Genomic DNA, 12,040 nt, shown 5'->3' on the forward strand with positions numbered 1-12,040 from the left:
GATTGATGATTCATATGGAACAGAAAATGAAAAAAAATCGTAGTAATTTCACTTATAACGTGGATATGGTATTTTGCATTGGCTGTACCGGTGATATGGGATATATTCTTGATATTATAAAAAATAATGCATTAAACTTTTATAATGACGTTACCAGCGTTGTGGCAAACAAAAACAGACATATCACCCAACTTCGTGTTCGCGTGGTTGCGTTCCGTGATTATCTGGCAGATGGCGATGAGGCAATGATGGTAACCGATTTCTTCCGTCTGCCTCAGGATGCGGCAATTTTTGAACGATGTGTGAGAAGCTTAATAATAGCAGGCGGTGGCGATCCTCCGAATGATGGCTTGGAAGCTTTGGCATATGCCATCAAATCCAAATGGGATACTTCCTCTGACAAGAGCCGCCAGGTGATTTTGGTGTTTGCGGATGAAAGTACCCATCCCTTGGGTTATGGTGCAAGTAGCCCTTATTATCCCAAAGGAATGGCAAAGGATTTTGACGAATTATCTTCCTGGTGGGGCGGACCTCAGGAAGGCGGTTTTATGACTAAAAACGGAAAACGTTTGCTGTTATTTGCTCCCGACGCTCCCGGTTGGAATGTGATTTCTTCCAACTGGGATAACGTGGTGCATTTCCCCGGCGTAGAAAACTATTATATGAGCTATCAGCAGATTTTGGATGCGATTTCCAATTCTATTTAATTAGATTTAGGTAAGGTGTTGACTATGAAACATGGGTTAAGCTGTCTGTTTCTGGTGGCGGAAGAAATGATTTCCGACCATGGAGAAGACTGCTATTGCTATAAAGCAACCAAAGACCGCTTTTTAGCAGCCGCTTTTGACGGTTGCGGCGGTTCCGGTGCCAGAAAATATCAGAATTATTCCCAGCAGTCCGGTGCATATGTGGCTTCCAGAGCTGTCAGCGGCAGTATCTGGGAATGGTTTGCCTCCGGAAAAGGTGAGGATGCCATGGCAGGTTATGTGCAGGCATCCTTGAATGTGTTAAAACAGTACGGAGATGCGGGCGGACGTATGCTGGGTTCTTTGGGGAAAGATTTTCCCACCACCGCAGCGATTATCACCGGTACCATTGGCAGAAGAGCAACAGAAATTACTTGCTCCTGGGCAGGGGATTCCCGTTGTTACCTGTTAAACGCCAATGGGCTTCATCAGCTCTCTCAGGACGACCTGGACGGAGAAGATGCCATGAGCAATCTTTATAATGACGGTGTTATGACCAATGTGGTGAACGCATCCGTACCGTTTACTCTGCATCAGAAAGGGTTCCGGCTGAGTGAACCCGGCTTTTTGATTGCTGCAACTGACGGTTGCTTCGGATATCTGCAGTCACCGATGGAGTTTGAGCATTTGCTGGTGGATTCTTTGGTATCGGTACAGAATATCCAGGGGTGGAAAAAAGAATTGAACGACCGAATCCGTTCGGTAGCAGGGGACGATTATACCCTCACCGTTGCCGGCATCGGTTACGGCAGTTTTTCTGAAATGCAGAAAAGCTTATATGCCCGTCGTCAGGTGTTGGAGCAGCACTATCTGATCCCCGATTGTGACCCTCAGATTCTCTGGGAGCGTTACAAACAAGAATATTCGCGTTATTTAGACTAAATATATTATAAGGAAAGGAAGGACGATTGATGTTTTGTAAAAATTGCGGTACACCCACCAACCCTTCTGAACAGTTTTGTAAAAAATGCGGAGCGCCTGTTGTTCCGGCAGCACCCGCTTATCCGTCAGGAACTTATGCGGTAGCTCCCGCTGCCAAACGGTCTCCCTGGATGATGGTGGTCGGCATTATCTTATTGGTAGTTGCCTTGGGCGGTCTGATTTTCTCCTTTACCACCGATGCGAAAATTCTTGGAAAATGGAGAGAACATAATCAGTACTATCATTATGATTCGGATGCTGTTATCTTTGAATTTGGTATGTTTAATAAATTAAAAGTGCAGACGTCAGTAAATGGAATACCGACGAATGTACCAACTTCCTATAATCTGAGCGGAAATATGCTGACCTTGCAATCAGGTTTTGATTACGCCTCTATTCGGACTGTACCGATTGTTTTTTTAAATCATAATACCATTATTGCAGATGGCGATTCCGATTATCCGCTTATCAGAATGGATTCCGTTGCAACTTATGTGATTATTATGATTGTATCTGTGTTTTTGGCAGTTGTTGGTATTATCCTGATTGTGGTCTCTATGAGAAAGCCGAAAACTCCGGCACCGATGATGTATCCTACCGGTTTTGCAGGTGCAGCTCCTATTCCTCCTATGGGTGGAGTTCGTATGGGCACTCCCAATCCCGGTGCAGTTCCCGGTTCTCCTGCAGGCGGAGTTCGTATGAGCACTCCCGACGCGGCAGGTGCTCCTGCTCCCGGCGCAACTCCGGTTGTCCCCGGTGAAGGCAGATAATATCATTCATTTTATAAATCAAAGAAAGGAAGGGCAGCAAGATGCAATGTCCAAACTGCGGTTCGATTCTCGTTTCCACGGCTACCGTTTGTAATCGGTGTAATACGCCTGTGAAACCGGCAAATGCGCCAAAACCTGTCAAAAAATCTATATTTGCAAAAATTGTTGCTGTCTTTTTGTTTTTGGTTGCAGCAGTTGGTGTGTTTTTTTCTATGAAACCATCTGTCTGTCTGACAGGTACCTGGCAACGTAATTTCCAAACGGAACAGGCTGGTGTTCTGGTTCGTCAGGAATATTCCTTTAATCCTGTGGGAGTGATGTCCCGTGATTTGGGAAATCAGCGGGAACGTGGCAGATATGAACTGCAAGACGGTTATTTTGTGTTTACTCAAACCAATGCAGATGCTTCCGAAACCATTCCCTACTCAGTTTCCGTTTTTGGAAAACTGACCATCAACGGAGAAATCCCCTACCCGTACACCATTGTGGGATTATCTCTTTCGCACACCCTTTTACTCATATCCATTGGCCTTGTGGGATTAGGTGTGTATCTGTTTTTAAAACGACCGAAATTAAAACTGGAAGACGACGAAGACGAGGACGAAATTGAATACGAAGTGTATGAAGAGGATGAAGAGGACGAAGAGGAAATAGTTCCGGTAGTTCCCAATCCTCCCCCACCGCGGCGGCGTCCCGAAGATTATCCTTTAATAATGGGTCATCGGGTTGGTCCCCGTGATCAATTTGTCAATGTGGATCCTTTGGATCCCGGCAGAGGCGTTGTTCCCCAAAAGCCGAATCCTCCCCCACCGCCGCGGCGTCCCAAAGATTATCCTTTAATGGGTCGTCCGGCTGGTCCCCGTGATCAATTTGTCAATGTGGATCCTTTGGATCCCGGCAGAGGCGTTGTTCCCCAAAAGCCGAATCCGCCACCACCTGCCAAAGCTGATAATGAGCATTTTCAGCAGGCAGGCGACTTATAAGGATAAAATCAATCAAACTTAAAATAAGAATTTCCATTGGAAAGGACGAGCGAGCATATGGTATGTAATCGATGCGGTACTCCCCTGAAAACAACAGATGTCTACTGTACTCGTTGCGGTGCAGACGTCAGAGGGAAGGTTCCCGCGAAAAAAACAAAAAAAGAATATGTTATTGTGAAGAAATCTCCCGGGGTAATCATTGTTGCAGTACTCCTTTTGATGATTGCCGCAGTGGGGATCTGGTATTCCACCACAGACCAGGCTCGAATTGTCGGACGCTGGAAATGTGAACGTGTAATTTCCGAAGCCGACGCAGAAACCGAAGAAACCGTTAGTGTATGGCTCAATTTTGACCTGTTCGGAAATGTGACTGAAGAGGTGAAGGCTTCTGCCAAAAACGGAAATTACGTCAGTGGTACCGTAACCAAAGGGAAATATAAATTAAATCGGAATAATTTGACGATAATCCGTGCAAATCCGAAAATCACCGTGGTGGAAGATTTTCAGTTTATGGGCGACAGTATGCTTGTGGTAAATGATAATGATGATCATCCCCTTACCAGAATAGATGCCATCCGTTTTTACTGGTGGATTGTTGCCGGCTCTTTGCTGTTTGGTCTGATTGGCTTGGTGCTTTTGATCAAACAGAAGAAAAAGCCTGTGAAAAAAGAAAAAGGAATCGGCGGTTCTTTCTTTAAATTGTTTAATATAGGAGGTTCCTTGAATCCTGATGATGTGCCAAGGATCAAAACTCCCGGCGGAAGTACAGGTTCTACCGGTTCTATGGGCGGTGCGCAGGGCACTGCAGGCACATCAACCACCACCGGCACTGCTGCAGGCGGCGGTGTGAAGATCAATATGGGAAAATCAACCCATGGAACTTCTACCGGTTCTCTTGGTTCTTTTGGATCTTTGGGTTCCACCGGCACCTCAACCACTACCGGCTCCTCTGAAACACTTGGTTCCACCGGTGTATCAACCACTACCGGAGCCTCCGGTTCCAAGATTATTTCTTCTGTAAAATCTTCAGCAGGCGCTACCGGCACCTCATTTACAAGCCGTTCGGCTGGTTCTGCAAGTGTTTCGTCTTCCGATTCCGATCTGATGGAACGTGCAGGAGATTTATAATCAGAAATTTTAGTAATATCAAATTAGCGGAGAGATTTTTATGACCATCAACGGATATACCTTGCAAGGGGAATGGATCACCACCAACAGTGGTTTTTCCAAGTGGGGCTTTGCAAATAAAAACGGACGGGAATACTTTATTAAAGAGCTGGTAACCCCCGTGTATCCCGTAGACCCTGCTGTAATGACACCCGGGCAGTTTGAAAGCCGTCGTACATATTGCAAGGAGTATGAAAAACGATTTGAAAAATTCTATACCCGTATCAATGAAGTAAGCCGTGGAAATCTAGTCAGAATCCATGAGTTTTTCCGTCACGGCAGCCGATATTATGTGGTAACGGAAAAGGTGAGAGGTTCTGCTGCAGCTATGCAACAGATTTCTCAGCTACCTGAAAATAAAAAGCTGCTTCTGATGAAAACAGTTGCCCAGAGCTTTTGTGATTTACATTCGGTAGGAATTATTCATTTTGATGTAAAGCCTGCCAATATTCTGCTCAATATTACCGGACACGGCAATTATGTTGCCAGAGTGATCGACTTTGATTCCGGTCTTTTCCGGGAAGAAACCTTGGAGGACCGTGAATTGGGCGGTGACTTAACCTATCTGGCTCCTGAAACTTTTTTGGGAATGATTGGTGAGGACTCTCATCCGGACGAGAAAGCAGACGTGTTTGCATTGGGGCTGGTATTTCACGAATATTATTTCGGAAGATTACCTGCCTATAGCGAAAAGGGTTACGAATATCCCTTTGAAGAGGCTTTGGAAGAGGATTATGTTCATCCCGACACAGGATGCGGTTCCCGTATGGTTGCCGACCTGATTCAGGATATGTTAATCGCAGAGCCCGAAAAACGTCCTGCCATTGAAGATGTGTTAACCAGAATCAATAATTTTATGGGATTCCAGCAGCAGGAAAGCTCCAAAATCTGGGTCCGTGAACTGGAGCTTACCTATGGCGGTTCTCAGGGCAGAGCAATCAGCCTGACACCGGAACGTATCCGTTGGTGGAATACCGCACCTTCCACAGCCTGGAAAGAAAACTGCGGACTGGCAGATTCCTATTTTGCTCATCAGGAAACACCGATGACGCCCGAGCTTTATCAGGAGTTAATGGAAAGTGTGATGGCAGCAGGACTTGTTCAGCTGCTGTCTGCACCAAAACCCACAGGGCGCCTGATTATTTCCGGTGCTTTCAACCAGTCGTTGCAGGTTTGTAATCGGGACGGTACCATGGGTACCTATTCCGCAAAAGGAGCCCCCTTAGAACCATTCAATAAAATTGTTGCAATTTTAGAAAAACATTGCACCTTCCCTCGTGCGGAAGATCATCGGGAAACTACCCCCAAGGTAAAACCTGAGGAAACGCCTAAGACAGAAACGCCTGTCAATAGCGGACCCGAGCCGGCGGCTTGGTTTCATCATGCCGGCGATTTATAAATTTACGGCTTGCATTGTGCGGCGGCTTGAAAAATTGGCTCAAATGAATGAACCTCACCACTCGGCGTACAGCACGTACGCCTTCGGGTACTATCGAAACAAGTTTCGATTCGGTTTCTCCATTTTAGCCGAATTTTTCTTCACCTTACATTATACAAGTAATAAAAAAGACGAAATTCTTTGTGAAAGAAAACAAAGAGTTTCGTCTTTTTGTTTGGTTTGGAAAAATTATTTTGTAGGGGACGATGCCCACATCGTCCCGCTTATTTTGGTATTGAAATTCCTTCTGTTGTGCAATATTATTTTTTCTTGTGTAAAAAATACTTGTAATTCTAAAATATTTATGATACAATAATTTTGCGACTTAGCTTAATAACTTCCGAAACAGAGCATACTTTTGTTAAAAATGTATGCTTTGGTTATTTTTCTGTTTTGGAAGAAGCTATGTCGCAATAGTACCGAAGTAATACATTTTTAGTGCGTAGCTTCGGCTGCGCATTTTTTAATTTAGGAGGAAAACCAATGATTATTGACGGACCTACGGGAATTGAACTGATTCCGGGAAACGGGGGGGAAAGACTGTCCCGGCAACGGTGAACACGGAAACGAATGTTGTTGCGATGAATGTAACTATCTGTGTTGTTGTATCGATCATTTCAGAAAAAAACCTTGTAACGAATGTGTTCATGTAGAATGTCCCCGAAATGAGAATGATGTGTTAAAATCAGAAATCATAGAAATATTACAGGAAGAATTAAAAAACGGTAATATATAAAAAATGATTCGTAAATCCATACAATGCACCCTTAGGGTGCCACCGCAATTCTTCATTTTTCATCATTCGTTATTCATTAAAAAAGACTGTTTCCCTTTTTAGGGGAACAGTCTTTTTTCTTAAACCAATTCTTTCCGTAAGGTTGCCCCGTCTTTTTCAGAAAGGTAAGATAACGGAATATCCAAAACGGTTTTGGCACCCGATACCCCTTCGGCATTTAATTTTACTGCCGCTCTGGCATACGCCACTAAAACGCTGGAGGTAAATTCGGGATTGGATTCCAATTTCAAAGAGAATTCCAGCACGTGATTGGTCTCGCTGTCAAATCCGGATTTTCCGCTACGGATGACAAATCCACCGTGGGGGATTCCTGCGTGGTCTCTCTTTAACTCTTCTTCACTGATAAAGTTTACTGTGGTATCATAATCTGCAAAATAGTTGGGCATAGTTTTGATTTCGTTTTCGATGCGGGAAAGATCTGCTCCCTCTTCTGCCACCACATAACATTCTCTGGTATGTTTTTCTCTGGTGGTTAACTCAGGATTGTCACCGCTTCTTGCCCCTTCAATAGCGGAAGCAACGGGAACGGTGTACTGCTTCGCATCTTTTACGCCCTCAATTCGACGGATAGCGTCAGAGTGACCCTGACTTACCCCTTTGCCCCAGAAGGTGTAATCTTTTCCTGTGGGTAACACAGCACCAAAGAGCGCTCTCTGAATGGAGAACAGACCCGGGTCCCAACCCACGGAGATAATACCCACTTTGCCTGCTCCTTTGGAGGAAGCATTCACCGCATCAAAATATTCGGGGATTTTGGCGTGGGTGTCAAAACTGTCCACGGTGTTGAAGTACTTGGAAAGTTCAGGTCCCTGCACAGGAAGGTCGGTTGCAGAACCGCCGCAAAGGATTAACACGTCCAGCTCGTCTTTGTAATTTAAAATATCATTCACCGAATACACGGGAACGTTTTTGGTTAAAGGTGTTAAAGAATTGGGATTTCTTCTGGTAAACACGGCTGCAAGTTCCATATCGTTGGTGTGAGAAATTGCCATTTCCACGCCACGGCCTAAGTTACCGTGTCCCACAATGCCCACTTTGATTTTACTCATATTCATACCTCCCAAAAGGATTATTTTGCAATACTAAAAAATATTTTAGCACGATTTTTTTTTCAATGCAAGATTTTTTCATAAACTTTTTTATATTTTTGCAAAACCACCTGTCTGCCTCTTGCTATTTTTCACCATTTGTGATATACTTATATTATAATATGAACTTTTAAGAGAAAAGGAGTCTACCAAAAAATGGCAAAGTTGATTGTAATTGAAGGCACCGACGCCAGCGGCAAACAGACCCAGTCGGAGCTCTTGTATGAATACTTTAAAAAAGAGAATACTAAAGTCACAAAGCTTTGCTTTCCCGACTATGAAAGTCCCTCCTCTTCTCTGGTAAAAATGTATCTAAACGGGGACTTCGGCAAAACCGCCGACAGTGTGGACGGCAAAATCGCTTCCATTTTCTATGCGGCAGACCGTTACGCTTCCTTTAAAACCAAATGGGAAGCAACCGTCAACGACCCTGATGCGGTGATTATCTTTGACCGTTATGTCACCTCCAATATGATTCATCAGGCGGTAAAAGTGACCGACCCCAAAGAAAAGGACGAGTTTTTATCCTGGCTTTATGATTTGGAGTACGGCATTTTCAAACTTCCCCAGCCTGACCACATCATTTTCTTGAATATGCCTCCCGAACACGCCATGGAATTGATGAAAGACCGTGCCAACAAAATCACCAATGAATCTGTCAAGGATATTCACGAATCTGACGAAACCTACTTAAGAGCCTGCTACGATAACGCTTGTTACGTAGCGGACAAGTATCACTGGACGGTAATCCCTTGTGCCAAAGAGGGCAAAATCCGTTCCATCGAGGAAATTCAAACAGAAATCAGGAGTTATGTATGCAACTAAAACCCCTCACCATTAACGACAGAGCCCTTTTTTATCAGTATTATACCGAAAATCCCGCCAAATGCTCCTATTTAAGCTTTGCCAATCTGTTTTTATGGAAAGATGCGGAGGATATTCACTATTTTGAATATACCCATCATCTGGTGGTAACAGGAAAAAGCATCTATAACGGAAAACGGTATTTTATGATGCCCCTAGGCGGTTGCCTTTGCGCCAAATTAAAAGCGTATCTGGACGAAAATTTCGGAACAGATTATCATATCTACGGCATTACCGAGCAGGATTTGGAATCCGTCCAAAAAAATTGCGGCGACATTTTTCAAATCAATCGGGAACGGGATATGGATAACTATGTCTATACCACTGAAAAACTGATTTCCTTGTCCGGCAAAAAGCTTCACGGCAAACGAAACCACATCAATAAGTTTAAAGATTTATATCCCAACCATTCTTATGAACCGTTAACGGCAGAGAATCTGGAAAAAATCCGTCCCTTTATTGAGGATTGGTATCAGAAGAAAGCCGAAAGCGATTCCTCTGTCCTCACCGAAAAAACGGCTCTGGAAAATGCACTGGCAAACTTTGAAGCATTGGAATTAAAAGGCGGAATTCTTCTGGTGGACGGCAAAGTGGTTGCTTTCACCATCGGGGAACAGTTAAATGAGGATACCGCCCTCATCCATTTTGAAAAGGCGGACACCGACTATCAGGGCGCCTACCCTATGATAAACCAGCAGTTTGTTCAACACGCCTGGAGTCATCTTGCCTATGTCAACCGTGAAGACGATATGGGTATCGAAGGACTTAGAAAGGCGAAACTTTCGTATTATCCTGATCTCATGGTCGAAATGTATAGCGCTGTTCCTACGGCTTGAAAAAGAACATAGAACGCAAAAGGCATGGATTTATTTCCATGTCTTTTTTTATAAGGTGAAAATTTGTTAGCACAAATTTTGATTAGAATGCCTTTTGCTATCTGCAAACTTCACCGCTCGCTGTACCGATGTACAGCTTCGGGTAACCCTTCGGTTCAGTTTGCAAATTCTATGCCCTTTTTCTTCACTTTACATAGCAGAAAAGCACCCCCTGCAGGTTCGGTTTCTCCATTTTGCGTCCTTTTCTCATCGCCTTACATTATATATTATATATAAGACGGAATTTTTAAAATCCCGTCTTTTTGTTTTTGTGACTTGAATATGTGGTAAATATCGAAAATGTAGGGGACGGTGCCCACACCGTCCCGTTTATTTTTTATAAGCAACGTATCAAAAAATGTAGGGGAGGGGTTCCATCCCCTCCCGTATTGGTTATGCTTTCTACCTGTTTAGCGAATCTAAATAAACCGCCAACAGTTTTAGCGCGGTTTCCTTTTCCAACGGCGTACATTGATGCAACCTTTGCCATAATTCTTCTTGTTGTGCGGAAACTGAAGAATTATCGGCGGTTAATACTTCATCCGGAGTAATATGAAGTACCTGACAGATTTTTAGAATTGTTTCAATGCGCATATTCACACTGCCTCGTTCAATATCTGCATATGTTCTGGTGGAAAGCTCTGCACCTTCCGCAACCTCTGCTTGGGTTAGTCCCAATCTTTTTCTGAATGTATAGAGTCTGTTGCCGATTTTGGTTAATTCAAAAATAAGCATTATAATTCCTCCTTGTTCCTTATAATATGAATTATACCTCATATTTCTCTTGACAAACAGGAACCAATCCTCTATTATAATAATAGGAAGAATAGTTCCTATTATTATAATAGAGAGGGGGATAGCGGGTTAGAACCATTTTACTTTTATCAAATGAGAAGAGAGGAAAAGAAGCCAGTGAAAAGAAGTATATCGATTATTTTAGCCTTTGTTTTAATATTATCTGCACTGTTTAGTGTTACCGCAACTGCTGCAGATAATATTAGTGTTTATGTTGATAACAAATTGGTAACCCTAACGGATGTAAATGGCAATACCGTGCGTCCTTTTATCCAAAATGGTACAACTTATATCCCTGTTCGTGGAGTATCGCAGGCACTTGGTTGCATTGTGGAATGGGACGGCGATAACAGAAATGTTCTTATTTATAAGAAAATCGACCCGGATGGAATGAAATTTCGCAATCAGACAGATGATGTAAAGCTATATGTCGACAATCAGGAGCAGATACTATACGATGCAAACGGAACCGAGGTAAAACCGTTTATTAAAGACGGAACAACTTATGTACCATTAAGAGGTGTTTCCAAATCACTTGGATATTATGTAGAATGGGAAGGTTCAACAAGATCAGTTTATGTTTGGAAAGATGAGGTATCTCCAAACGGTGTTCCGCTAGATTTTTTAAGACCTTATGAAATTGATGCACCTATAGGTGGTATGGATGTATTGTATGAATCTGACGGGACGGTTAAAGAAATTGGGGGTACTGATTATACCGATACCATTTGGGGGATTTTTGGTTCGGCATTATTTAATTTAGATGGTAAATATGATACCTTAACTTGTGATTTAGGATATGTTCCGGAATCAACGAGCGAGGGAGAATCAACAATAACATTTATTGTAGACAGCAAAATTGTAGAGTCTTTTAATGTTACACAAAATTCTTCTACAAAGAAGATAGAGGTAAATTTAGATAAAGGGTCGCAATTAAAAATATCTTTTAATCCCGGAAAAAATCGTGCTGATATTTATGCCGGGTTGGGTAACATTACTTTTTACGGTGAATAACATGTTACAAAAAACAGGAATCTAATTTGGTTCCTGTTTTTTGTTTCAGACGACGATACGAATATCAAAATTCTGGAGAACGATGCCGACATCGTCCCGCTGTGCAGCATTAACATTGTCCTGTAGGAGCGATTCACGAATCGCCCATGTGTGGGTTGTTTTCATCGTCGAAAAATAAAAATTCTAAAAATCATCTCCTAAAAACGCTCCAAAATCCGCTGTTTTCAATGGTTTTAAATCGTTTGAAAATTTTTTTTTAAAATTTGAAAAAAACTATTGACATTTTAGGAAAATGGTGATATACTAGTCTAGCTGTCTGATTCGGACGGCAAATGAATCTTGAAAACTGAATAACATAATGGACCTTGAAAATTCTAGAGTTTTTATTTAGAGAACTACGAACGAAATCAAGTAAATCGAGGAAAAGAAAAGCGAAGCGAAAAGCTAGCGAACTTTAATTGTTTATTTTTTTAATGGAAATATACGAGAGAGTTTGATCCTGGCTCAGGATGAACGCTAGCGGCGTGCCTAACACATGCAAGTCGAACGGGGTACCCGAAACGGAGACTTCGGTTGAAGTTTT

At 42.8% G+C, this 12,040-nt stretch carries 10 protein-coding genes, 1 pseudogene and 1 other annotated feature; of the genes and pseudogenes, 8 read left to right on the top strand and 3 right to left on the bottom strand.

The window, feature by feature from the left end:
* Positions 1-14: 14 nt before the first annotated feature.
* Genes E7413_01595 through E7413_01605 form a run of 3 tightly spaced genes read left to right on the top strand, consistent with a single transcriptional unit; the run spans position 15 to position 2,437 of the window.
* Positions 15-707 carry a VWA domain-containing protein gene (locus tag E7413_01595; GenBank protein MBE7018564.1) on the top strand — a complete coding sequence of 231 codons (693 nt, stop codon included), beginning with the start codon at positions 15-17 and terminating at the stop codon, positions 705-707.
* A gap of 24 nt (positions 708-731) precedes the next feature.
* Positions 732-1,628, top strand: a complete 897-nt coding sequence (locus E7413_01600) for a hypothetical protein (protein MBE7018565.1) — start codon at positions 732-734, stop codon at positions 1,626-1,628.
* A 29-nt stretch (positions 1,629-1,657) separates the two neighbouring features.
* Complete coding sequence (locus E7413_01605) at positions 1,658-2,437, top strand: zinc ribbon domain-containing protein (GenBank protein MBE7018566.1); 780 nt, start codon at positions 1,658-1,660, stop codon at positions 2,435-2,437.
* 577 nt (positions 2,438-3,014) lie between these two features.
* Here E7413_01605 and E7413_01610 read toward each other — a convergent pair.
* Positions 3,015-3,116 (bottom strand): annotated as a pseudogene (locus E7413_01610) (chitin-binding protein).
* A gap of 361 nt (positions 3,117-3,477) precedes the next feature.
* On the opposite strand from E7413_01610, the gene E7413_01615 reads away from it, so the two are divergent.
* Both E7413_01615 and E7413_01620 read left to right on the top strand, forming a co-directional pair.
* Entirely contained in the window at positions 3,478-4,548 is a 1,071-nt protein-coding gene (locus tag E7413_01615; GenBank protein MBE7018567.1) for a zinc ribbon domain-containing protein, read from the top strand.
* A 40-nt stretch (positions 4,549-4,588) separates the two neighbouring features.
* Positions 4,589-5,986, top strand: a complete 1,398-nt coding sequence (locus tag E7413_01620; protein MBE7018568.1) for a hypothetical protein — start codon at positions 4,589-4,591, stop codon at positions 5,984-5,986.
* Positions 5,987-6,880: 894 nt separating this feature from the next.
* Here E7413_01620 and E7413_01625 read toward each other — a convergent pair.
* On the bottom strand, positions 6,881-7,870 hold the full coding sequence (locus E7413_01625) for a diaminopimelate dehydrogenase (protein ID MBE7018569.1): 990 nt from the start codon (positions 7,868-7,870) through the stop codon (positions 6,881-6,883).
* A gap of 195 nt (positions 7,871-8,065) precedes the next feature.
* Between E7413_01625 and E7413_01630 the strand changes: the two genes are divergently transcribed.
* Both E7413_01630 and E7413_01635 read left to right on the top strand, forming a co-directional pair.
* Positions 8,066-8,734, top strand: coding sequence for a thymidylate kinase (locus E7413_01630; GenBank protein ID MBE7018570.1), 669 nt, complete (start codon positions 8,066-8,068; stop codon positions 8,732-8,734).
* The gene (locus tag E7413_01635; GenBank protein MBE7018571.1) at positions 8,725-9,609 is read left to right on the top strand and encodes a DUF2156 domain-containing protein; all 885 of its coding nucleotides are present in this window, start codon (positions 8,725-8,727) and stop codon (positions 9,607-9,609) included. The genes E7413_01630 and E7413_01635 overlap by 10 nt, the downstream gene beginning before the upstream one ends.
* Positions 9,610-10,050: 441 nt before the next feature.
* Here the strand turns inward: E7413_01635 and E7413_01640 are convergent, their stop codons facing one another.
* Positions 10,051-10,425, bottom strand: coding sequence for a helix-turn-helix transcriptional regulator (locus E7413_01640; GenBank protein MBE7018572.1), 375 nt, complete (start codon positions 10,423-10,425; stop codon positions 10,051-10,053).
* A gap of 111 nt (positions 10,426-10,536) precedes the next feature.
* Between E7413_01640 and E7413_01645 the strand changes: the two genes are divergently transcribed.
* Complete coding sequence (locus E7413_01645) at positions 10,537-11,457, top strand: copper amine oxidase N-terminal domain-containing protein (GenBank protein MBE7018573.1); 921 nt, start codon at positions 10,537-10,539, stop codon at positions 11,455-11,457.
* Positions 11,458-11,937: 480 nt separating this feature from the next.
* Positions 11,938-12,039: a sequence feature (possible 16S ribosomal RNA but 16S or 23S rRNA prediction is too short), on the top strand.
* Position 12,040: the final 1 nt, after the last annotated feature.

Source organism: Oscillospiraceae bacterium (assembly GCA_015068645.1).
Taxonomy (GTDB): Bacteria; Bacillota; Clostridia; order UMGS1840; family UMGS1840; genus SIG452.

Bases quoted from the DNA above. Each gene is read 5' to 3' on its own strand.
- E7413_01640 (MBE7018572.1), bottom strand. From the start codon at position 10,425: ATGAGGTATAATTCATATTATAAGGAACAAGGAGGAATTATAATGCTT.
- E7413_01595 (MBE7018564.1), top strand. From the start codon at position 15: ATGGAACAGAAAATGAAAAAAAATCGTAGTAATTTCACTTATAACGTG.
- E7413_01620 (MBE7018568.1), top strand. From the start codon at position 4,589: ATGACCATCAACGGATATACCTTGCAAGGGGAATGGATCACCACCAAC.
- E7413_01605 (MBE7018566.1), top strand. From the start codon at position 1,658: ATGTTTTGTAAAAATTGCGGTACACCCACCAACCCTTCTGAACAGTTT.
- E7413_01630 (MBE7018570.1), top strand. From the start codon at position 8,066: ATGGCAAAGTTGATTGTAATTGAAGGCACCGACGCCAGCGGCAAACAG.
- E7413_01635 (MBE7018571.1), top strand. From the start codon at position 8,725: ATGCAACTAAAACCCCTCACCATTAACGACAGAGCCCTTTTTTATCAG.
- E7413_01645 (MBE7018573.1), top strand. From the start codon at position 10,537: ATGAGAAGAGAGGAAAAGAAGCCAGTGAAAAGAAGTATATCGATTATT.
- E7413_01600 (MBE7018565.1), top strand. From the start codon at position 732: ATGAAACATGGGTTAAGCTGTCTGTTTCTGGTGGCGGAAGAAATGATT.
- E7413_01625 (MBE7018569.1), bottom strand. From the start codon at position 7,870: ATGAGTAAAATCAAAGTGGGCATTGTGGGACACGGTAACTTAGGCCGT.
- E7413_01615 (MBE7018567.1), top strand. From the start codon at position 3,478: ATGGTATGTAATCGATGCGGTACTCCCCTGAAAACAACAGATGTCTAC.